The 23,604-nt window shown below is 42.5% G+C and carries 17 protein-coding genes; 11 read left to right on the top strand and 6 right to left on the bottom strand.

All coding sequences use genetic code 11. The annotated features are described in order from the left end of the window. Window positions 1-196 precede the first annotated feature (196 nt). On the bottom strand, window positions 197-1,636 hold the full coding sequence (locus tag AACU33_RS10575) for an aromatic ring-hydroxylating dioxygenase subunit alpha (protein ID WP_096588463.1): 1,440 nt from the start codon (window positions 1,634-1,636) through the stop codon (window positions 197-199). A 258-nt stretch (window positions 1,637-1,894) separates the two neighbouring features. Here AACU33_RS10575 and AACU33_RS10570 point away from each other — a divergent pair, with 258 nt between their 5' ends. Together AACU33_RS10570 and AACU33_RS10565 are read left to right on the top strand one after the other, a co-directional pair. Beyond that, the gene (locus AACU33_RS10570; RefSeq protein ID WP_339375906.1) at window positions 1,895-2,602 is read left to right on the top strand and encodes a deaminase; all 708 of its coding nucleotides are present in this window, start codon (window positions 1,895-1,897) and stop codon (window positions 2,600-2,602) included. A gap of 8 nt (window positions 2,603-2,610) precedes the next feature. After that, entirely contained in the window at window positions 2,611-3,024 is a 414-nt protein-coding gene (locus AACU33_RS10565) for an Imm1 family immunity protein (protein WP_096588462.1), read from the top strand. A gap of 207 nt (window positions 3,025-3,231) precedes the next feature. Here the strand turns inward: AACU33_RS10565 and AACU33_RS10560 are convergent, their stop codons facing one another. The 3 genes from AACU33_RS10560 to miaB all read right to left on the bottom strand — a co-directional run bounded on the left by AACU33_RS10560 (window position 3,232) and on the right by miaB (window position 5,643). Further along, window positions 3,232-3,459 carry an addiction module protein gene (locus AACU33_RS10560; protein ID WP_096588461.1) on the bottom strand — a complete coding sequence of 76 codons (228 nt, stop codon included), beginning with the start codon at window positions 3,457-3,459 and terminating at the stop codon, window positions 3,232-3,234. Window positions 3,460-3,537: 78 nt separating this feature from the next. Then, entirely contained in the window at window positions 3,538-4,056 is a 519-nt protein-coding gene (locus tag AACU33_RS10555; protein WP_096588460.1) for a macro domain-containing protein, read from the bottom strand. Window positions 4,057-4,278: 222 nt separating this feature from the next. Further along, on the bottom strand, window positions 4,279-5,643 hold the full coding sequence (gene miaB / locus AACU33_RS10550) for a tRNA (N6-isopentenyl adenosine(37)-C2)-methylthiotransferase MiaB (RefSeq protein ID WP_096588459.1): 1,365 nt from the start codon (window positions 5,641-5,643) through the stop codon (window positions 4,279-4,281). 371 nt (window positions 5,644-6,014) lie between these two features. On the opposite strand from miaB, the gene AACU33_RS10545 reads away from it, so the two are divergent. After that, complete coding sequence (locus AACU33_RS10545) at window positions 6,015-7,055, top strand: M4 family metallopeptidase (protein ID WP_096588458.1); 1,041 nt, start codon at window positions 6,015-6,017, stop codon at window positions 7,053-7,055. A 208-nt stretch (window positions 7,056-7,263) separates the two neighbouring features. Then, entirely contained in the window at window positions 7,264-8,340 is a 1,077-nt protein-coding gene (locus AACU33_RS10540) for an RNA ligase family protein (protein ID WP_096588457.1), read from the top strand. Between the two features lie 52 nt (window positions 8,341-8,392). Here AACU33_RS10540 and AACU33_RS10535 read toward each other — a convergent pair whose 3' ends face one another. Beyond that, window positions 8,393-9,826: a carotenoid oxygenase family protein gene (locus AACU33_RS10535; protein WP_096588456.1), complete on the bottom strand. Its 1,434-nt coding sequence runs from the start codon at window positions 9,824-9,826 to the stop codon at window positions 8,393-8,395. 316 nt (window positions 9,827-10,142) lie between these two features. Between AACU33_RS10535 and AACU33_RS10530 the strand changes: the two genes are divergently transcribed. The 7 genes from AACU33_RS10530 to AACU33_RS10500 all read left to right on the top strand — a co-directional run bounded on the left by AACU33_RS10530 (window position 10,143) and on the right by AACU33_RS10500 (window position 23,125). Next, the gene (locus AACU33_RS10530; protein WP_096588455.1) at window positions 10,143-15,962 is read left to right on the top strand and encodes a trifunctional serine/threonine-protein kinase/ATP-binding protein/sensor histidine kinase; all 5,820 of its coding nucleotides are present in this window, start codon (window positions 10,143-10,145) and stop codon (window positions 15,960-15,962) included. A gap of 75 nt (window positions 15,963-16,037) precedes the next feature. Further along, the gene (locus AACU33_RS10525; RefSeq protein WP_339375905.1) at window positions 16,038-16,562 is read left to right on the top strand and encodes a hypothetical protein; all 525 of its coding nucleotides are present in this window, start codon (window positions 16,038-16,040) and stop codon (window positions 16,560-16,562) included. Window positions 16,563-16,888: 326 nt separating this feature from the next. Then, entirely contained in the window at window positions 16,889-18,043 is a 1,155-nt protein-coding gene (locus AACU33_RS10520) for an NAD-dependent epimerase/dehydratase family protein (protein ID WP_096588454.1), read from the top strand. Between the two features lie 12 nt (window positions 18,044-18,055). Next, entirely contained in the window at window positions 18,056-18,700 is a 645-nt protein-coding gene (locus AACU33_RS10515) for a DUF4291 domain-containing protein (RefSeq protein WP_096588453.1), read from the top strand. 6 nt (window positions 18,701-18,706) lie between these two features. Continuing rightward, window positions 18,707-19,843 (top strand): glycosyltransferase family 4 protein, encoded by a 1,137-nt coding sequence (locus AACU33_RS10510; protein WP_096588452.1) that lies wholly within the window; start codon window positions 18,707-18,709, stop codon window positions 19,841-19,843. A 275-nt stretch (window positions 19,844-20,118) separates the two neighbouring features. Then, a complete protein-coding gene (locus AACU33_RS10505; RefSeq protein ID WP_096588451.1) occupies window positions 20,119-22,731 on the top strand; it encodes a GAF domain-containing protein in 2,613 nt (870 codons plus the stop codon). Window positions 22,732-22,822: 91 nt separating this feature from the next. Then, window positions 22,823-23,125, top strand: coding sequence for a Dabb family protein (locus AACU33_RS10500; protein ID WP_096588450.1), 303 nt, complete (start codon window positions 22,823-22,825; stop codon window positions 23,123-23,125). 109 nt (window positions 23,126-23,234) lie between these two features. On the opposite strand, the gene AACU33_RS10495 is transcribed toward AACU33_RS10500, so the two are convergent. Then, the gene (locus tag AACU33_RS10495) at window positions 23,235-23,519 is read right to left on the bottom strand and encodes a DUF7219 family protein (protein ID WP_339375904.1); all 285 of its coding nucleotides are present in this window, start codon (window positions 23,517-23,519) and stop codon (window positions 23,235-23,237) included. Window positions 23,520-23,604 lie beyond the last annotated feature (85 nt).

The following is a 23,604-nucleotide window of genomic DNA, read 5'->3' as shown; positions in this document are numbered from 1 at the left end:
AACCCGGAGGGCTTCTCGCAGAGTAGCAATCTCAAAAACCCTGCGATTGCGTCGTTCCACTGCGTTTCACTCGCAATGACGTATCATAAGTAATTTGCCGGATATCATATCAAAAATAATCATCGCATCTGTGCGTCAGCCTCAATCGTCCCTCTATTCAGCAACGCCCATTTTTTTAGTATCTATTTATTACCTACTACCTTCTACCTTTCTCCGGTAAATTTCGCGGTGGCGTTTCCTGTCCTTGATAAAATCGTCTCTCCAATTTACCCAAGCCTAACCAAATTCCGCCACCTAGTAAAATACCTAGGCTGGAAATAGCCACAGTTAAGGGAGACACCTGACCCTGAATCAACACTAGTAAAGGAAGCAATCCCCAAACAAGCGCTGTCACCACCGCTAATCCCATCCGCAACCGTTGCAAGTTACGGAGGGCAGGGCGGCAGCTAGCACATTTTTTCGTGTGAGAATGATATCTATCGAGCAATAATTCCTTGGGTAGCGGTGGTGAGAGAGTTTCACCAGGGAAGGACTCAGCACTATATTGATTAACCCAAGAACGCAACTGAGAAACGAAAAGATCGGCTTTAGTAGGCAAATAGAATGCCTTGTTAAAATTAGCACTGCCACCGCGTTTTTCCAGATACCTTTCTTGGTGATGTAGGAAAATCTGATCGTCTTCTAGTACATGATTTTGATTCAGGTGCGAGTACCAGCGTGGAGTCAGCTTGAGAAATAGCCCCGGTAATTTTGAGGAGAACCTAAAGGGAAAGCGAGCAAATAAGCGACATTCTCCTTTACGTATCGGAGTTGCATAAACTACTGTGAGTGTTCGGCCAAATTGCTTAGAAGTCAGGTCATGCCACATCAACCCAGGAGCAATAAAGGTAGTATCCTGACGTCCTAGAGTTCCTTTGCGCGGCCCTTCTTCCCAAACCCCTTTAAATCCCCATTTGCCTGATTCGACAATCTCCAATTCTACAGCAGAGACATTAGCTCGGTTGCCGACGGTGCGGTGGTGCGTGTAAGGGATGTGGCTGGAGTCGAGGACGTTTTCCATCAACGTCAGCGCATCATAAGGTATGTCTCGAAAGGTATTCAGGCAAACCCAGCCTTCAGATTCTTCTTCCAAAATATCAACAATTGGAACTTTGGTGTGCGGTGCATTCTCTGGACGCCCAGGATAGACAAACAACAGCCCTTGACGAACTGTAGTAGGTAGGGAAGTAACGCAAGCACGTTGAGAAACTTCTGCCTTTCCGGCTTCTGTTTGTTGCGGTATTAGTTCGCACTTACCCGTTCCAGAAAAAGCCCAGCCATGATAAGGACATTCTAGCCATCCGTCCTCATTAATTCGGCCTTCGGAAAGTGGTGCTAAACGGTGCGGACATTGGTCTGTAAAGGCTCGCCATGTCTGTTCGTTTTTATCCCACCACAGTACAATATCGCGCTCTAGCAAGGTGAAGCGAGTTAGTTGGGATTTATCTAAATCTTCGATGTAATGTACAGGATACCAAACCTCCTGCCAGTCAAAGCGCTCTGGATCGCGTCCCCCAGCAGGAAGCTCTTGTGATGCTTGAATTTCGGATGTTACGTTCAGAGAATTTTCCTCTGACTGTAAAACAGTGTTAGACATGGTGGGAGCTTTAAAAAATATTTATTCGTCTATCTATACAAAATGTAACAATTTTTGAACTGCGATCGCGCTTCAAAGTAGAGTAATCTGCCGATGCTCAAGGGGCGGGTATTACGAATTCATCAGAGAATAATCTTGAGACTCTAACAAGCGATCGCGTTCAGTTCATTCAACAAATTACTTGGTGGACATTAGGGATTAGGCTATTATTTAAATTCGAGTTTAAAGAACATAATTCTGTTTCAAGGCTATGTTGCAATGCCTCTTGAGTTACACAACTTTGAGTGGGAAGGAGAGCGTTTAGTCCAGAGGGAAACTGAAGCTCATCATATTGTTGGCGTATTAGCTAAAATTCGATGGGTGCTAGAAAACTCAGATTGCGGTTGGGAAGATGTTTACTCAGCTTATTATGAGTGTGAAGAAGATGGAACGGTTACTTTTTATGAGGGTGAAAGTGCTGAAGCAGGTAATCCAGGGATATGGACTTATGTAGTTTATAGTTGTCCTATTGGCGAGGAAGAGGTAGTAGAAAATCTAGATATCAACACTTTAGCTCCTGCCATAGAACTGCAACAGCTTATTGAGAAACTTATTTTTGCGGAATTAGCAGAGTATAGGCAACAGCTTGGTCTTCCTCCCGCAGGTAGTGAGAACGATCGCGCTACAATCGCAAAGTTAGAGATAGGTGGTAGGGTATTTTTTGGTATCAGTGCTGGCAGTAATCCCAATCGCAGAAAGATTACACTTAAAGTAAATCCAATTAGTCGCACGCACGCTGAAGCTGATGCTTTTCAACAAGCCTTTGATGCAGGATTCAAAGGAGGTCGAGCGCGTTTAACAGTTGATCGGGATCTTTGTAGAGCATGTGGTCAGAACGGGGGTGTGAAAGGAATGGCTAGACAGCTCGATCTAGAAGAAGTAGAAGTTATTAGCCCTAGCGGTCGTCAGGCGATTACACTCAAGTGAGGTTAATTATGTTCATAACACAATTTTCAACTGAAAATTGGATTGGAAATCAGAACAAGGGTTGTGTAAAGCAAGCGCATAGTTGGCAAGAAATAGAATCAGCTATTAGAGAGTTGGATGGGCATCAAAAAACGCTTGTAACATTAGAAACAGATAGCGAAACTCACATGGCGGTGGGTGGTGGTTTAGGAAAATATGTAGTTTATTTAACATTTGATAATGAAAGTTTTCACTATCTTGTTGATCCATCTAAATCAGATATAGATGAATTTGTGATAGTTGGGGGGCAAGAAGGAGTTTATCCTGCTAAATCCTGTGTTGACCTTAATACAACCCTTAAAGCTGCCAAAGCTTTCGCGGAGCTTGGAACAATGGAAAAATCAGTTATTTGGGAAAAAGATCAAGTTTTTGAGCAAGTATAACTAATAGTCAACGCGGCGCAAGTCCTGCTATTGCAGCGAACGGTATAAGGTTACTCAACATTTATCAGCGCCTCTAGTTTTGCAAGTATCTTTTCAACAAAAATCGCCAATTTAATAAAAAATATCAATATATATTATTTGAGCGTAGTATTTGGGAGTATTTGGTAAGCTCGTCTACTTTAATATCTACATGAAATACATACTTCATTACTCAAGAAGCCGTCTTACTTGAACTAGAGCTTCTTCCCCCGAAATTGGTTGTACTACACCACTTCGGATTTCATCTCGTCGCCTCTTTGCTTCAGCAGTCCAAGCTGCTTGAGTTGTAGGATCGGTATCAAACTCTAAGCTTTCTACGATTTTTTCCGCTAGCAATGCTCTTGCAGCACTGGGTAAAGACATTATTTGTTCTGTTAATTGCTCAATGGATAGCATAGTTTCACAATTTACTTGATTTGAACACCAAACTGTTGATTCCAATAGGTTGAGTTGAGGTAAGACACACGACTTTTATTAGCTTCTACTCAAACTCCACTTTTGATAAGCATTAGCCATTTCCTGTGCAGCTAATTCTGGTAATACACCACCAATACCCGTAGCAAGGCCTGGACAAAACACTTTTTTAACTATCTGAGAATAACGGGATGCAGCATTCAAAACAGCAATCATTGCATAGAAACTATTGTAGGTTGGTACTGATTCTGGTGTCAGCATTGTGGATACACAAATCATGTAAGGAATAAGTGCATTATCTGTAGGAATTAAAACGCTAGCTCCAACTGGTAAATAACCTTCATCTCTACTCTTGATTGCTTCTTGTAAGCGTGTTTGCGGAGTCATTCCAAAAAACTCTGTATACAGTAGGTCAATTCCACCATCCATGAAGCCATAACTATTAGTTGGTGAAACAATAGTATTCTCGGCTATTTCAAGAATATTGCCATGTTTGATGCAAACATTATCAAAATTTGTGAAAGCTTTCTTCCATGCTTCAACTAATGTAAGGTTAATGTCAACTAGCCATAATTCCATGCTATTAAACCAACCTCTTGAACTCTGACAATATCAATATTTGGGTTACGTCGCAGCAAGCCTCTGAATATTTTGTTATCGAGGTTTAGCTACAATCACTAATTTCATAAAAAATATCAATATATATTGTTCGAGTGTAGTATTTCAGAGTATTTGGAATGCGATCGCCTACTTTAATGACTACTAAATGATTTTATCTTTGCAGGCGATCGCATTTTACAATTAAACAGGTATTGGTTCTCGGACTTCGATGGGTTCGCCAGTCAAGCTAAAAGCGCGAACTTCGGTGATTTTGACCTTCACCAATTGCCCTTTAAGTTCCTTGATATCGCCAGTAAAGAAAGTTAGACGATTACCACCCGTGCGTCCCATTACTTGAGTTGGATCTTTGGGGTTTTGGTCTTCTACTAAAACTTCCTCAATGCGGCCAAAGTAACGTTGCGATCGCTCTGCGGCTTTAATCGCTACTAAATGATTTAATCTTTGTAGGCGATCGCTTTTTACTTCTTCACTCAATTGATTTTCCCACAAAGCCGCGGGTGTTCCGGGACGTGGCGAATAGGCGGCTGTATTCAACTGATCGAAGCCAATATCTTCTACTAGCTTCAAGGTATTTTCAAACTGTGCTTCTGTTTCCCCAGGAAAACCGACGATCGCATCGGCACTAATCGATGCATCTGGCATATAACGGCGAATTGTATCAATTATTCGACGGTACTTCTCATGGGTATAACCCCGTGACATTGCCTTCAAGACTTCGTTATCCCCAGATTGGAAGGGGATGTGGAAGTGTTCGCAAACCTTGGGTAATTCGGCACAAGCTTTAATTAAACGCTCAGTAAAATAACGGGGATGGCTAGTAGCAAAGCGGAATCTTTCAACTCCTGGCACATCATGCACGTAATAGAGTAAATCTGTGAACGTATGCAGATGTCGTCCTTCTGGTGTCACTCCTGGTAAGTCACGACCATAAGCGTCAATATTTTGACCGAGTAGGGTAATTTCCTTATAACCTTGTCTTCCAAGTTCTTCGATTTCGGCGCGAATCGCTTCTGGCGTGCGGGATTGTTCTACACCACGCACATTCGGGACTACGCAATAAGTGCAGCGTTCGTTGCAGCCATAAATCACATTCACCCAAGCCGTAACTTTGCTATCCCGTCGCGGCTGGGTGATATCTTCCATAATGTAAACTGGCTCGGTGGCTACAACTTGATTGCCTTCAAATACCGATTCCAGCAAATCTTTGAGACGGTTGGCGTGTTGCGGCCCCATCACCAAATCTAATTCGGGGACGCGGCGTAATAAACTCTCGCCTTCCTGTTGAGCAACGCATCCAGCAACAATTAATGTTAAATCGGGCTGCTCGTGTTTGCGCTTCGCCTGTCTACCCAGGTAAGAATAGACTTTTTGCTCGGCATTATCCCGAATCGTGCAGGTATTGTAGAGAATAACATCTGCATAATTGGGATCTTCAGAAAACTCAAAGCCCATGTCTTCTAAAATGCCAGCCATGCGCTCTGAGTCGGCTTTATTCATTTGGCAACCAAAAGTAGTGATGTGATAGCGGCGTTTAGAAGTGGTCATGGGAAATTATGCTTAATCAGCTTAAATTATATAGGCTTTACATCTATTCTATTAAAGTATAGAAAAGTCCACCGACAGCAGGAAGCGATCGCTTTTCTGTTTCTAGAAGCTTTACCAACTGATAATGCTCCTGTCCCAGACATCAGACACCTTAGTAATTGACCTAAACAAAAGTGCTACGTGAAGCACAGTTAAGAAAGCTGAGGAGAAAGGTGTTTATTTTTCAATGATTAAAGGAAATGTTAATTTAATACAACGATATTGTTTTTCTCAGTAAAACTGCTGTTAGTCTCTAAAATAGTAGCTTTTAAAAGCTGCTAACAAAATATTCGCTCAAAATCCGAAATTAACTCGTGAAATAGGAGAAGAGCATGAGAATCCATATCTGCAACTCCAAATGTTTTTGCTGCTTTGTTCCTCCCTTTGTTACCGAAAATTTAGCAAAAGCAGGAGTAGAACCTGCACGAGAGAGTCTTTTAAAAAGCAGGGAGCTACGTCAAAAAAGAGCTGCTAAAACTGAAAAAAAGCGGAAAAAAGCTGAATCTACTGGGACATCTGCTCGTGAAGTCTACGATTCTCAACATAAGGAGGAGCAACGAGTTCAGTTAGTGCGTAGCGAGGGCGCTCCTGTTACGGTTGATGAAGATGTCACCAAAGTTTATGAATACTCCGGTTTAGTTCGTGACTATTTTAAAAGTCTGCTAGGGCGAAACTCCATTGATAATTTAGGAATGGACTTAATTCTCAATGTTCATTTCGGAGAACTTTACATGAACGCCTTCTGGGATGGCGACGAAATGACCTTTGGGGATGGAGATGGTCAAATTTTTTCCAGTTTTGCTAAATCACTAGATGTAATTGCTCACGAGCTAGCTCATGGTGTGACTCAGCACACTGCTAGTCTAGAATACTACAGTCAGTCTGGAGCGTTAAACGAACATTTTTCTGATGTGTTTGGTACTGCTATTACTCAGTTTGCCCTCAAGCAGACTGCTGGTGAAGCAGACTGGCTCATCGGTGATGAGATTATGGGGCCAGAATTGTATGGTGAAGCTCTGCGTTCCATGAAAGAACCAGGAACGGCTTATGATAATTCCTTGTTAGGTAAAGACATTCAGCCTGGTCACATGAAAGATTATTTTCAAGGAGAAGAAGATAATCAGGGAGTGCATATTAACAGTGGCATTCCCAATAAGGCATTCTACCTAACGGCAATAGAAATTGGCACAGATAAAGCAACGTTAATTTGGTATACAGCTTTGCAAAAACTCTGGGCGACTGCTAATTTCAATGATGCAGTTACTGTGATTGTGGACTCTACTCGCTTGTTAATCAAGAGTGGACAAGTACCTGTAGGTTCAACTCAGATAGTCCGGTCAGCTTTTAAAGCAGTAGGACTGCCATCCTCATAACATAAATTACTAGCTTAGTCAGCCACAACTGACTTGTAGAAATAAGGATGCGTTAGGCTTGCCTTAACGCGTCTTTTATTCATGAAAGTTGCAGGAAAATGCTAAATTAGCAAGAAGTTTTTTGTCTAAGCGATCGCTAACAACATCCTCCTGTTTTTGTATTACAATAAGTATTACAAAAATAATTACAAGGATATTTTTGCTATTTATGGACGCAGTAGATAGCAACGTCACCGAGTGGAAGTACCTCAGCTATGAAAAAATTCCGGAGAATCCCAATAAATGGGCTTTGACAGAATCCGATTATCGCCTTTTGAACAAAACAGATTGGGTGGTAACGGAAAAAATTCATGGTGCTAATTTTGGTATAACTACCGATGGTTACGAGGTACGCTTTGCTAAACGGAAGGAATTTTTACAGCGAGAAGAAGATTTTTTTAGTTATCAATCTTTAAAAGATAAATTATCGCGCCAGGTAAAAGAGATTTATCAAATTTTAAAAGCTATAACTCTTTTCCAGAAAATATATGTTTATGGGGAATTATTTGGCGGAGAGTATCCCCATCCAGATGTACCTGCTGTGAGTCAGGTTCAAGCTGTACAAACTGGTGTTTATTATTCACCTAAAATAGAATATTGTGCTTTTGATATTGTTGGTTGGTATAGTGAAACTACAGCAACAAGATATTATTTAGATTATGAAATACTACTCAAACTCTGTCAGCACGTGGGAATGATGGCAGCAACGCCATTATTTATCGGTAAATATCATGATGCGATGGCATATAACATTGAGTTTGAGTCTACAATTCCCGCAATTTTAGGTTTACCAAAGTTACCTTGTATGAATAAGGCTGAGGGAGTTGTAATTAAACCACTTCATTCTATTTATATAGAGAAAGGTAAAGAAAAAATCCGTCCCATCATTAAGAAGAAAATTCCAGAATTTGCAGAAGATAGCAGATTTCATCAGGCGCGAAAATGGACTGTGCAACAACAGCCAATAATTACTCAAGAAATGAGTATAGAAGAGGAGTTAAGCCAGGAAATGCTATCTTTGGTAACGCCTAATAGATTGAATAATGTGATTTCCAAATTCGGGAGAGTTACAAATAAAAGAAAACAGCAACAGCAATTAATCGAATTACTAGTTAGTGATGTATTAGAAAGTTTTAAAGAAGAGTATGAAAGTATTTTTATTGCTTTAGAAGATGCCGATCGCCAAAATATGATTGAGCAATTAAATAAAGTATCGCAACAGTTAATTAATGATTACTTACAATAAATTCAGATGCCCGATTTATTGAAGAAATCGGGCATCTTGCAAACTTGTAAAATTAAGCAGGTTTCCAAGTACCGTGAAAACCTGGGGGAATGACGCTAGGTAATCCTAGTTTGCAAATCGGTGTTTCATCCAGGCGATCGCTATCAAATACCCAAACTTCGCTACTATGAGAATTGCCGTCATAGACAAGGGTTAGCAGCCAACTTTGCGCTTGATTTTGTGCATCATGAACGTGAATAGGTTCTGAGCAATAGCGATTTTCGCCTAAATCTGCCTCGGTAAAGGTTTCAGTTTGGCTATCGAAACGCGCGATCGTGTTTAATATTTCTTGGGCTATATCCGATTCTGGGCGGAATGAAGACATATATGTATAGCGCGAGGCTTGTCCGACATTTTGCTGTGGTACGCTAGGAAATTCACAATGTCTATCTATTAGTTCTTGAATTGCTGTAACTTTACCTGTGTCGGGATGTAGATGAACTCGCGTTAGAGTACTTTTAGCTGGGGTGTGAGTTTCTCCTGTGGCTACTTCTTTGAGATATTGGTTGGTCTGAAAATCTCGATAACGGGCGATATCTACAATTACTACGCCGCTAGCATCGACATAACCGTTAGCAAAATGCCATTGAAACCAAGGTTCGGTTTCTCCACGACTGACTAAAGATAAATTGTCACGGTCAATTACCAAAATTTGAGTACCTACTTCTGGATGCCATTTGAGAGAATCGCTATATGTGCTAGTTCCCAAAAGGAGAGGCCAAATATTTGCCCGCACAGCTGGAGCAAAAAATACCAGATACTGTCCCGCTAGCACGAAATCATGAATTGCGGGAAGGCCTTCTAATGTAAACTTTGCTTTTTGCAGAATTTTGCCTGTAAAGTCGCTCTTGTAAACATTGAGCGTGGCATTTGGTGCTGGACTAATGCCAAAGTTAAAAATCTCTTGAGTTTGGTAATCGACTTTGGGATGCGCAGAATAGGGTAATCCCTTATCCAAACCACCTAAATTATCTAAACCTCTAGTTTCTAAGCTTTCAAGGTCGAGGGCATAGGGATTATCGCCTTCCCAGAGTGCTAAAAGTTTATCTGGTAATGCCAATACTGAGGTATTAGCTACGTGCTTGACGGGTCTGCGCCATTGATTCCAAATTGGCCCTGATGCTTTCATGCCATAGTTACCGTAAAGCAGTTTACCTGCGGCTGCTTCTTCTTGATAACCGGCTGTTTGCACGTAGCGATAAACTCCAGTTGCTCCTGTATCGGTAAAATTCACAGCTAGAATTGCCCCATCGCCATCAAACCAGTGTCCTACGTGTATTCCACCACGTTCTAGTCGTGCGGGGCCATTGCGGTAAAGGGTGCCACGTAAGCCTTCAGGGATGTTGCCATAAAGAATTGGTAATTCCGTAGGTGGAAATTCGGTTGCAGGTTGAGCGATCGCTCCAGACCAAGCTCTTTTTGTAGGCTTTTTCTCAAGTATATGCATATAAAACTTCGCTCTCAAAATTCAAAGAACTCTTACCATTAGTAACAATTTTAAAAATGAGTAAATTTTGTCCATCCCTCCTGGTATATAACGCCTAATGTGAGTTAGAGTTTGGCAAGGGATAAATACCTCAAAATCGCTCAACATCTTCCTCAATCCACAGCTTGAAACTCTTGCTATAGCTTGGGTATTTTTAACTCACATCATGCTTATAGAAATAAATTTTTGAAAATATAATTCTTCAGATTTTCCTCAGAATTGCTACTTATAATATTTTTATACTAAAGTATAATATTTTACTAATAAATCAATTTATATGCAATCTATAAAATTATATCCAGAGTTGCTGGGCTATCAAATTACCAAGCAGATTTATGCTGGTTCCAGAACTCTGGTTTACCAAGCAACGCGAGAATCTAACCAGCAACCAGTTGTTCTCAAGTTTTTGCGAAACCCCACACCAGGATTTAGCGAATCGATCCAGTTTCGCAATCAGTTCACCATTACAAAAAACCTCAACCTGCCTGGCATTATCCAATCCTACAGCCTGGAAATCTCTGGTAATAGCTACGTTATCGTCATGGAAGACTTTGGTGGAGTTTCTTTGGCGCAATTTGTCCAGCAACAACCGCTAGATATTTCTACTTTTTTGGCGATCGCTCTACAACTAACCGACATTCTGCAAGAACTGTACCACCACCAAATCGTCCACAAAGATATTAAACCAAGCAATATCCTGATTCATCCCCAAACCAAACAAGTTAAACTGATTGACTTCAGCATTGCTTCTGTGTTGCCTAAAGAAACGCCAGAGGTCAAAAATCCCCAAAAACTCGAAGGCACTTTGGCATATCTGGCTCCCGAGCAAACCGGACGCATGAACCGAGGTATTGACTATCGCAGCGATTTCTATGCCTTGGGAGTCACCTTCTTTGAACTTCTGACTGGGCAGATCCCCTTTCCATCAGAAGACCCGATGAACTTAGTGTATTGCCATATCGCCAAGCAACCGCCTCCAGTTCACCAACTTAACCCAGACATTCCGCCGGTGCTGTCAGCGATTGTTGGCAAGTTGATGGCGAAAAATGCCGAAGATCGTTATCAGAGCGCTTTGGGATTGAAGCACGATCTGGAACTGTGCCTGACTCAGCTTGAGGAAACTGGCACGATCGAGGCATTTTCACTTGGGCAGCAAGATTTGGGCGAGCGCTTCCTAGTTTCCGAGCGCTTATATAGTCGAGAAGCAGAAGTAGAGGAATTGCTCAACGCTTTCAACCGTGTAAGCATGGGCAGCACCGAACTCATGCTAGTTGCCGGATTCTCAGGAATTGGCAAAACCGCTGTGGTGAATGAAGTACACAAACCCATTGTGCGCCAACGAGGTTACTTCATCAAAGGGAAATACGACCAACTTCAGCGTCATATTCCTTTCTCAGCTTTCGTCCAGGCATTTGGAGACTTAATCGGGCAACTTTTGACAGAGAGTGATGCCCAGCTTGCTGTCTGGAAAACCAAGATTCTCGAAGCCTTGGGAGACAACGGACAGGCGATCGTTGAAGTCATTCCCGAACTGGAACAAATTATTGGTAAACAGCCTGCTGTACCAAAGCTATCGGGGAACGCTGCCCAAAATCGCTTCAAACTGCTGTTTCAGAAATTTATTCATGTTTTTACAGCCCCAGAACATCCCCTGGTAATTTTCCTCGATGACTTGCAATGGGCAGATTCAGCTTCATTTCAACTGATCCAACTGCTAATACATGAGGTTGGTCATTTGCTGATTCTCGGTGCCTATCGAGATAACGAAGTGTCACCTGTGCATCCCTTGATATTAATTATTCAGGAATTGCAGCAAACGGGAGCCAGGGTTAACACTATTACGCTACAACCCCTAAGTCACGACGATATCAATCAACTAATCGCAGATAGCTTGAATTGCGATCGCCCTTTGGCACAACCGTTAACTGACCTGGTATATCAGAAAACTCAGGGTAATCCTTTTTTTACTACCCAGTTCCTGAAAGCATTGTATGAAGATGGATTTATCCAATTCATTCCGCCTCAGTATGGGGAACGGCGAGGAGGTTGGCAATGTGACATCAGCCAAATCAAAGCCCAAAGTTTAACAGATGATGTAGTCGAGTTCATGGCGCAGCAGTTGCAAAAATTGCCCCCAGCAACTCAAGATGTGTTAAAGCTAGCTGCTTGTATTGGGGCGCAGTTCGATCTGCAAACCCTGGCCATTGTGGCCAAGCAATCAGAAGCCGCGATCGCTAGCGCATTATGGAAAGCCTTGCAAGAACGCTTCATTGTGCCTTTGAATGAAACCTACAAGTTTTTTCAAGATGAAACAGGAGATGCCAACAGCCTGCAAACCTTGGCAGTACCCTATCGCTTTCTGCACGATCGCATCCAGCAAGCAGCCTATTCTCTAATTCCCCAGGAACATAAACAAGTCAACCACTATCACATCGGCAATCTGCTGCTAGCAAATCTCTCCATCGCCGAACAAGAAAAGCAACTGTTTGAAATCGTCAGTCAGTTAAATTGCGGTATTCCGTTGATTACCGAGTCAATAGAACAGCAACGGTTAGCGCAATTAAATCTCAAAGCCGGACGTAAAGCAAAGGACGCTACCGCCTACAGTGCAGCTATTCACTACTTTCAAACTGGAATTCGACTGCTAGCAGCTAAGGGTTGGCAAACCTCTAGCGAGTTGACTCGCCATTTACACGAAGAAGCAGCCGAAGCCGCCCTACTTAACGGTGAATTTGAATCTATGGAAACCTGGATTCAAACCGTTCTGCAACGGACAACCAGTTTACTCGACAAAATGAAGGTCTATGAAGTCAAACTTCAGGCTTATCAGGTGCAAGGGCAACAACTGCAAGCCATTGCCCTAGGGCGTGCAGTGCTGCAACAACTGGGGATAACCATTCCCGAATCTGCCACGCCTTCAGAGATTCAGCAGCAAGTGGAAACCACACTCTCCACCCTAGGCGATAGAAAAATTGAAGATTTACTGAATTTACCCAGTATGACGGATGCTCAGGCATTAGCTGCTCTACGAATGCTGGCGAATCTGGTTCCTTCAGTTCACCAGGCGGCTCCCTATTTGTTTCCTCTACTAGCTTGTGAAGAAGTTAATCTCTCGCTGCGATATGGCAATGCTCCCCTTTCTGCACCGGGATATGCAGACTTCGGTATTGTTGTGAGTACCGCTTTCAACCGACCAGAAATCGGTTATCAATTTGGGCAGCTGGCGTTAAAGCTTTTGGATCTTTTGCCTGCGCAATCTATTCAAAGCATGACCAGCTTTAAGGTAGCTGCGTTTATTCAATGGCAACAAGAGCCAGTTAAGCAGGCGATCGCCCTACTGCAAAATTCTTATATCGCTGGCTTGGAAACTGGAGATTCAATTCACGGGCCGATTTCAATGGTCTTCAAACTTCTCTACACCTATCTGAGTGGTGGCGAGATTCTAGAAGAGTTATGTGAAAAAATTCGAGTTTATGGTTCTGATTTTGCCGCAGTTAGCAGTTTTGTTGGTTGGTCTAAAATCATTGGTCAAACTATCATCAATCTGACGGAAATTCAAACGCAGCCAGAGCTTTTGGTCGGAGAATTTTGTGATGAAGAAATACTTTTAAATACATTACTAAACAGCAATGATGAGTTGGCAATTCATCTATTTTTCCTCAATAAGTTAACCCTCAGCTATTGGTTTCACGATCTCCCTGCTGCCCTGGAAAATGCCGATCGCGGCGCACAATACCTCAAAGGGGGAGCAGGGATGTTTTCTGTGCCCGTGTTTTACTATTACGATGCCCTAGCTCGGTTGGCTGCCTGTTCGTCAAATAGTAATTCTCAACAGCAACAATTGCTCTTGCAGGCAGATGCCAGTAACACAAAGCTCAAAACCTGGGCTAAATTTGCCCCAATGAATTTTCTGCATAAATCCGATCTGGTGGAAGCCGAACGCCAGCGGGTGTTGGGAAACAAAACTGAAGCCATTGAAAGTTACGATCGCGCGATCGCTGGTGCCAAGCAACAGGGATATCTTCAAGATGAAGCCCTGGCTAACGAACTAGCTGCCAAATTCTATCTAGCTTGGGGTAAAGAAAAGGTCGCCGCTGGCTATTTGCAAGAGGCTTACTATTGCTATACCCATTGGGGAGCCAAAGCCAAAATTCACGATTTAGAACAGCACTACTTCCACCTAATCCAACCGATTCTGCAACCCCAACCATTAACCTGCAATCTGTTCGAGACGCTGGCAAGTTTTACGTCCTTCAAAACAACCCATATCGCCAGTACTATTAGCGGCATTACCGATGCACTAGATTTCATAACAGCACTGAAAGCTACTCAAATCCTCTCTAGTAAGATTCAGCTCAAAGAACTTATCCATTCCCTCACCCAAATCATTTTGGAAAATTCTGGTGCAGAAACCTGTGTTTTAATCCTACCCCAAGAGGAAAACTGGCAAATTCAGGCGATCGCCACGATGCGAACAACCGCAACCGCGCCCGATGTTTTGTTGCTAACAGAAGCGTTAGAAGGAAGTTCAAAAGTTCCCTGCAAACTGATTCAATACGTCAAACACACCCTAGAGCCTGCAATTGTTGGTGACGGCAAAACCAACTTGAAAATAGAAGACGACTACATTCTGCAACATCAGCCTCAGAGTTTATTGTGTAGCCCAATTGTGAATCAGGGAAATTTGGTTGGCATTCTCTATCTAGAGCATCGCAGTACAAAAAGTGTCTTTACAGATCGTTGCTTGCTGATACTCAATTTTTTGTTTACCCAAGCTGCCACTGCCTTAGAAAATGCCAAACTCTATGCTGCACTTCAGTCTAATGAAGCTCGTTTCCAAAAGCTAGCAAATAATATCCCTGGGTTAATTTATCAAATTCGCATTAGCCCTGATGGGTCTTCTTCTATGCCCTATGTCAGTTCTGGATGCCAAAGCCTTTATGAGGTTAGCGCCGCAGATCTCATGTCCGGGAAGTGTAGCCTCCGAGATTTTGAGTACCCTGAGGATCGAGCAGAGTTGATGCAAGCAGTGATTGAATCTGCCCAAAACTTAACTCCCTTTCAGCATGAATGGCGGATTATCACCGCAACTGGAAAATTAAAGTGGGTGAAAGCTGCCTCTCAGCCAGAGCTTTGGGAAGATGGGCAGATGGTTTGGGATGGAATGCTGATTGATATTAGCGATCGCAAACACACCGAAACTCAATTACAACAAAAAAAACAAGAGGTGGAACAAACCCTCAAAGAACTAAAACAAGCTCAACTTCAGATTATTCAGAGCGAAAAAATGTCTAGCTTGGGGCAGATGGTAGCTGGAGTAGCACATGAGATCAATAATCCCGTCAACTTTATACATGGTAATTTGTGCCACATTGCTGAGTATACAGAGAATTTATTGAAGTTGATCGCTTTATATCAGCAACACTATCCCCAACCAGTGCCAGAAATTCAAGATGAGATCGCAGCTATGGATCTCGCATTCATGATTGAGGATTTGACAAAAGTACTGCAATCCATGCATGTTGGTACAAATCGGATTCGGGAAATTGTACTTTCACTACGCAACTTCTCACGGCTGGATGAATCAGAAATCAAATATGTTGACATCCATACTGGGATTGACAGTACCCTAACTATTTTGCAGAATCGCCTGAAAGCCAAGCCAGGTCATTGTGGTATTCAAGTTGTCAAGGAGTATGGTAACTTGCCCGCGATCGAATGCTACGCAGGGCAATTAAACCAAGTATTTATGAACATCCTCAGTAATGCGATCGATGCACTAGAGGAACAAGATAAACAACGCTCCCCTGAAGAAATTGCCGCCAACCCAAGCATCATTTCCATTCGGACAGAAGTGACGACAACAAACCAGGTAAAAATTTACATAGCTGATAACGGCCCAGGAATGGATGAGTTGATTCACCAACGCCTCTTCGATCCGTTCTTTACCACCAAGCCTGTAGGAAAAGGTACTGGTTTAGGACTATCGATTAGCTATCAAATTATCACGAAACAACATGGTGGTTCTTTAGAATGTATTTCATCACCAGGAAAAGGTACTGAATTTGCGATCGCTATTCCTTTGAAACAAAAATGAACATTCAAGGTGCTAAAAATTGATTTTGAGTATAAAATAAAACCAACTTTTGAGAATTTATAACTAGGTGCAATAATGTCTACTACTACGGTTAAGGCCTGTAGTTTGGGGCGAAAAATTTCTCTCAACGCCCGCAGTTTTGGCAAAGCGATCGCTTTATTGATGATGCTGTGGGGGTGTGCAACACCTGGTTTTAATGTCTCTAATATCACTTGGAAGACTTATACTAATAATCGCTACGGTTTTGAATTTCCTTACCCTAACAACTGGAATGCCTTACCACCACCGGATAATGACGATGGAATTGTCTTTGTCTCGCCTGAAAATAAAACAGTAGAAATACGCTCTTGGGCAGGTAATAGAATACCAGATGCGGTCAAGCAAGATGCCAAAGTTACTGTTAATCCCAACTTTAAAACCGCCCAAGGAATACCCGGAATAATGGTTGTAGAAGTGGGTCAGCAAGTCAGTTCCATGACCCTCACCATCACTCAAGGCCAAGTTAAATATCACTGGCAAGGACGCAGCCCCAGCCAAGAATTTACTGATTACTACCGTTTTTTTTACTACATTGCTCAACAATATAAAGTTCCTAAGTAATATTTGTCATTGGGCATGGGGCATTGGTCATTTGTCAAGAGTCAAGAGTCAATGGTCAAAAGGTAATAGTCCTTTTTTCTTCCTTGTCAACGCCACTTGCTACAACGCGGGGAACCCGCGCAACGCAGTGGCTCCTCCCTGTCCCCCCACACTCCCCCATACATGGCGATAAAAATTTTCCCACTGCGACTGCCTTGAAACCCTTTCGCCAGCTATGACAAACGGCAGTTTGAAAAAACATCTGTTGAGTACTTTCCCCCTTAGGATGGTTGAGAGGTGACACAAACCTGGTAGATTTAGCTTACAGCGAGTGAAAACAGGTAAAAATGAAAGTCCTGGTTATTGGTGGCGATGGCTATTGCGGTTGGGCGACTGCTCTTTACCTCTCAAATCAAGGTTATGAGGTTGGGATTTTAGATAGTTTAGTGCGGCGGCACTGGGATAACGAGTTAGGTGTCGAAACTCTCACTCCGATCGCGCCAATTCAACAACGTCTTCAGCGCTGGTACGACTTAACCGGTAAATCCATAGACCTTTTTGTTGGCGACATTACTAATTACGAGTTCCTCAAGAAAGCACTGGACAAATTCCAACCCGGTGCGATCGTGCATTTTGGGGAACAGCGATCGGCTCCTTTTTCGATGATCGACCGCGAACATGCAGTTCTGACTCAGGTGAACAATGTAGTCGGCACTTTGAATTTACTGTATGCGATGCGGGAAGATTTCCCCGACTGTCATTTAGTCAAGTTGGGAACAATGGGTGAATACGGTACACCCAACATCGACATCGAAGAAGGTTACATCACCATTGAACACAATGGGCGCAAAGATACATTGCCTTATCCCAAACAACCAGGTTCAATGTATCACCTCAGCAAAGTCCATGACAGTCATAACATCCATTTTGCCTGTCGGATTTGGGGATTGCGGGCTACAGACTTAAATCAGGGTGTAGTTTATGGCGTCTTAACCGAAGAAACGGGAATGGACGAATTGTTAATTAACCGCCTTGATTACGATGGAGTGTTTGGTACAGCACTTAACCGCTTCTGTATTCAAGCGGCCATTGGTCATCCCCTCACCGTCTACGGTAAAGGCGGACAAACCCGCGGATTTTTAGATATTCGAGATACAGTGCGGTGTATTGAATTGGCGATCGCCAATCCTGCACAACCTGGCGAATTCCGCGTCTTTAACCAATTTACCGAGCAATTTAGCGTTGGTGACTTGGCAGTGATGGTGAAAAAAGCCGGGAACGCAATGGGATTGAATGTGGAAATCAATAACCTCGATAATCCCAGAGTTGAAAAAGAAGAGCATTATTTCAACGCTAAAAACACTAAATTACTTGATTTAGGTTTACAACCGCACTACCTCTCTGATTCTCTGCTTGATTCACTGTTAAACTTCGCTATCAAGTATCAGAATCGAGTCGATAACAAACAAATTCTGCCTAAAGTCTCTTGGCATAGGAAATAGAGTTAATTCTGTGTGCGGCTGATAACAGAACCCTATTTAAATCAAGTAAGTCGCTGGCCAGAAACTGGTCGTCATATTCTCGCGCAATATGACGACCAATCAATTGTTGTTTATCAAGCATATCGTCCAGCTATTGGTAACTTCGCTGCCATTAATGGTTATTTTGGTGGCGAATTTAGTCTCGATCGCATGAGTTGGATCAAGCCTAACTTTTTGTGGATGATGTACCGTTCTGGCTGGGGTACAAAAGCTGGACAAGAGGTAGTATTAGCTATATGGCTGAAACGTTCGGCTTTTGATGAAATTTTGGCTTTGGCTGTTCATTCCAGCTTTATTCCCGAAATCTATGCCAGTAAAAGTGCTTGGCAAACAGCCTTGCAGCAGTCACAAGTACGCCTACAATGGGACCCCGACCATCACCCCTCTGGGGCTAAGTTAGAACGCCGTGCTATTCAGTTAGGGTTACGCGGTCAAGTATTAGCCGCTTACGCCAAAGATTGGATTTTGAATATTGAGGACATCTCCGATTTTGTTCAACAACAGCGACAAAACATTAATTCTGACTGTGCGCAATTGATTACGCCACGGGAGACAGTTTACTCTGTGATTGAGACAGAAACTCAAAAAAAGCTGGAATTATCTGCTTGGATTGAATAATTTTGCATGAAAATAGCTCTGTTCACTGAAACCTTTTTGCCCAAAGTTGATGGCATTGTCACGCGCCTGCGTCACACCGTTGACCATTTACAGCGTCATGGAAATCAAGTTTTAGTGATTGCCCCGGATGGCGGGATCGCTGAACATAAAGGAGCGAAAGTTTATGGTGTGAGTGGCTTTCCTTTGCCACTATATCCAGAATTAAAAATGGCATTACCTCGCCCAGCTATTGGTTACGCCTTAGAAGAGTTTCAACCAGATATTATTCATGTCGTTAATCCAGCCGTTTTGGGATTAGCTGGGATATTTTATAGCAAAGTCCTGAAAATTCCTTTAGTAGCGTCTTACCATACCCATTTACCCCAATATCTTCAACATTACGGCTTGGGGATGTTAGAAGGTTTGCTTTGGGAATTACTTAAAGGCGGTCACAATCAAGCCGAGTTAAATCTCTGTACTTCCACAGCGATGATGGAGGAATTAACAGCACATGGTATTGAACGGGTAGATTTGTGGCAAAGGGGTGTAGATACAGAATTATTTCATCCTGAATTAGCTAGTGACCAAATGCGATCGCGTTTATCGCAAAATCACCCAGAAAGCCCGCTACTACTCTACGTAGGTCGGCTTTCGGCTGAGAAAGAAATTGAGCGCATCAAACCAATTTTAGAGGCAATTCCAGAGGCGCGGTTGGCATTGGTCGGAGATGGCCCCCACCGCCAAGCACTAGAAAAACACTTTGCAGGGACTAATACCAACTTTGTCGGCTACCTTATGGGTAGGGAGTTAGGTTCCGCTTTTGCTAGTGCTGATGCTTTTATTTTTCCTTCCCGTACAGAAACGCTAGGATTAGTCCTCCTAGAAGCAATGGCAGCTGGTTGTCCTGTAGTCGCAGCTCGTTCGGGCGGAATTCCTGATATTGTTACAGACGGGGTGAATGGCTATCTTTTTGAGCCAACAGCAGATATTCAAGGTGCAATTACCGCTACTGTTCGCCTTTTACAGGAGAAACAAGAATGTGACCTAATCCGTCAAAATGCCCGTAAAGAAGCCGAAAGGTGGGGATGGGCAAATGCCACACGCCAGCTAGAAGATTACTATCAAAAGGTGCTTTATTCTCAAAAGTTGACTAAAGCTGTCTAGTTAGGCAGAAGATAAGGCGATCGCACGCAAGCAATATCTGGGGACGTTGAGAGGTTTGGAGAAAAATCATCCTCGCGTCCCCACTTCGGCTGATTTTCGGGTGCTGTGGTAATTCTCAGTTAAATGGTGTATAGCAGTATAAATCTAAAATCCGTCTTGAAAAGTTCAGATCGCCGGAAGCCGGCGCTCCGACGCCAGTCGCCTCAAGTCGGCAAAGCCGCCCAAGGCGCTGGCTCGACTTTTCGCAAAATCTAAAATCTAAAATTAAAATTCCCATGACACTTCCTAATCCTGGTAGCGTCTTGGCTACATTAACTGAACTTACACAAGTTAATCGTACCCACGCTTTACTGCGTCGTGTTAAAGACCTTTCTGTTAATGAATTTGTCTGTTTACTCGATTTTATTACGGCTGAGTTTCAGCAGTTTCTCAGAGCAATTGAGCTAATTAATAATGAAGCTCTAGAAACAATGCTAGAGAAAGTGCTAGAAGCAATCACATTAAAAATTGGTCAAATTCTGCAAGCAGAACACACAGCAATTTTTTTGGTAGATTATGACAAAGGTCAGTTGTGGTCAAAAGTTCCCCAAGATAATAGTCAAAAATTCTTAGAAATTCGGACTCCAATTACAGTTGGCATTCCCGGTCATGTGGCCAGTACTGGTCAATATTTAAATATAGCTGAAACCGCTACTCATCCTTTATTTAGCCCAGAACTAGAAAAACAAATGGGCTATAAAATTAGTAATCTTTTATGTATGCCAGTTGTGAGCAGTAAAAATCAAATTGTCGCAGTAGTACAACTGGCTAATAAAGCAGGGGATATTCCCTTTAATCATCATGATGAAGAACGATTTCGAGATTTTGCTGCTTCAATTGGGATTATTTTAGAAAGCTGCCAAACTTTTTATGTAGCAGCTCGCAATCAACGGGGAGCTACAGCACTTTTAAGGGCAACTCAAACTCTAGGACAAAGTTTAGATTTAGAAGCAACTTTGCAAATAGTCATGGAGCAAGCCCGGATTTTAATGCAAGCAGACCGCAGCACCCTATTTTTATATCGTAAAGAAATGGGTGAACTTTGGACAAAGGTAGCAGCAGCAGCAGATGGTACAAATGCAATCGAAATCCGGATGCCTTGTAATCGAGGAATTGTTGGTTATGTGGCTGCTACTGGGGAAGCTGTTAATATTCCTGATGCTTATCGAGATCCGCGCTTCGATCCATCTACAGATAGAAAAACTGGATATTTAACTCGCAATATTTTATGTTTGCCAGTATTTAATTCTGCTAATGAATTAATTGGGGTAACTCAGTTAATTAATAAGCAACAAGGTAGTTTTACTACCTCTGATGAAGAATTTATGCGAGCTTTTAATATCCAAGCCGGAATTGCTTTAGAAAATGCTCGCCTGTTTGAAAATGTGCTGTTAGAAAAACAGTATCAAAAAGATATTTTGCAAAGTTTATCTGATGCTGTAATTTCTACAGATATGGCAGGTCGGATTGTCACAATTAATGATGCAGCACTGCAATTATTGGGTTGTCCCATAGGAGAGACTCATCATAAAAGTAATAAACATTTGTGGGAACAAAATTTACTCGGTCGCCTAGTTTGGGAAGTAGTGCCGATTGAAAATCTGCAAATGCGGCTGGAAGATAGTTTAAAAACTGGGGCAAAACATTACGTTCCAGAGCAAAGTTTAACAGTGGGATTGTATCACGTCCAAAGTTCTGAACGAGTAAACAGTGAAAGCGATACCGGACGCAGCGGAACTCATACACCAGGATCTGGAGATACCGTAATTTTGGCAGTGGGCGATCGCCAAAATCCCGATATTTTTATTCCCTGGAATTTACCCCTAACTCCCCAATCTAAGTTTTTGAGTGCCAGTGAAGTGCAAAAAGTCGAACGCAGCACCAATCTCACTGTCAATCCCTTAACTAACCCCGAAGGTGGAGTCAGAGGTGGTTTGGTGGTGCTAGAAGACATCAGCCAGGAAAAACGCTTGAAAACTACCATGTACCGCTACCTCACACCCCACGTTGCCGAACAGGTGATGGCTTTGGGAGAAGATGCCTTAATGGTAGGAGAACGAAAAGAAGTAACAATTTTATTTTCTGATATCCGTGGTTATACTACCCTGACAGAAAATCTCGGTGCGGCTGAGGTGGTATCATTGCTCAACCAGTATTTTGAAACAATGGTAGAGGCAGTTTTTAACCATGAAGGCACCCTAGATAAGTTTATTGGCGATGCTTTAATGGCAGTGTTTGGTGCGCCTTTACCCCTCACAGAAAATCATGCTTGGCGAGCCGTACAAGCAGCATTGGATATGCGCCAACGCTTGGCAGAATTTAATCAACGGCGGATTATTCAAGCACAACCGCAAATCCACATTGGCATCGGGCTGAGTTCTGGGGAAGTGGTTTCTGGTAATATTGGTTCCCACAAACGCATGGATTACACCGTCATTGGCGATGGTGTAAATTTAAGTTCCCGTTTGGAAGGCGTCACAAAAGAATATGGTTGTGACATTGTTTTGAGTGAATTTACTTATCAACTCTGTAGCGATCGCATTTGGGCGAGACAGTTAGATAAAATTCGCGTCAAAGGTAAGTATCAAGCGGTAAATATCTACGAGCTAATTAGCGATCGCGCTACTCCTCTTGATGATGCCACCCAAGAATTTTTATTCTATTATCAGTCTGGTAGAATTGCTTATTTAGCACGTAACTTTCAACGCGCGATCGACTGTTTTACAGATGCTAAGAATATTCGCCCTCAAGACCAAGCTGTTAATATCCACCTAGAACGCGCTCGCAATTACCAAAAAACACCACCCCTTGATTCTTGGGATGGTGTCTGGACAATGACTACTAAGTAACAGAAATTTAAGTAGTCTTGCTGTCTCATCAGCAAATTGATATCTTAATTTTTACCGACAGCGAACATAAGTCTAAACAGTAGGTTTGCTTATGCCTCAGATTCAACACATGGTTTTATTTAAATTCAAACCGGAAGTTGCTGCGGAAAAGATTACAGGCTTTTTAAAACAGTTACAGAAAATTTCCCAAACGCTTCCCGGTATCACCTACTTTGCAGGCGGGCCATACTCCAGCAGTGAAGGATTGAATCAGGGTTATACTCATGGGTTTCTCATGACTTTCGAGAGTGCTGCTGCTCGCGATGCTTATTTACCCCATCCTCTTCACGAACAAATCAAAGCCGAAATCATACCATGCATTGATGGCTTGATAGCATTCGACATTGAAGCATAAATAACTATCATAACTCGTGGGTCAAGAGTCGAGAAAAGACAATAATCCTTGGTCATTTCTCCTTTGTCTCCCCACACTCCCCACACTCTCTATCTTCCCTGCTAATCCCTTAACCTTCAGGCTGCTCCTCGTTACCCTGGTCATCCTGAAAGGGGTTTTCACCAATTTTGAGTTGTTTTTTTGTCCGTTTTAAATTTTTCCAAAGCTCTTTGATTTGCTCGTAAGCTTCTTCTGGTGGTAATTTACCGCCAGTTTCTAAGTTACATATATAACTGACTCTTTGAGCAAATTCCTGTAAATTGGCATTGAAAACTAAGTTTTCTGGCTTCACGTGACCGTAGTAGCGACCACGAGGATAGAGAAAATCATCTTTACTCACTGCTTTTTTCTCCATTTATTCAACTCCCCCCTGTGTTTATATCTGAAGCTGAATTACTAACCGCGCTACATCTCTGTTTTGTCCAGTCGGGAGTAATAGC

Origin of the sequence: Calothrix sp. NIES-2098 (assembly GCF_963875125.1) — a bacterium.
Classification (GTDB): domain Bacteria; phylum Cyanobacteriota; class Cyanobacteriia; order Cyanobacteriales; family Nostocaceae; genus Aulosira.
Note: the sequence above shows the minus strand (reverse complement) of the source record. Positions and strands in the feature narration are given on the sequence as shown.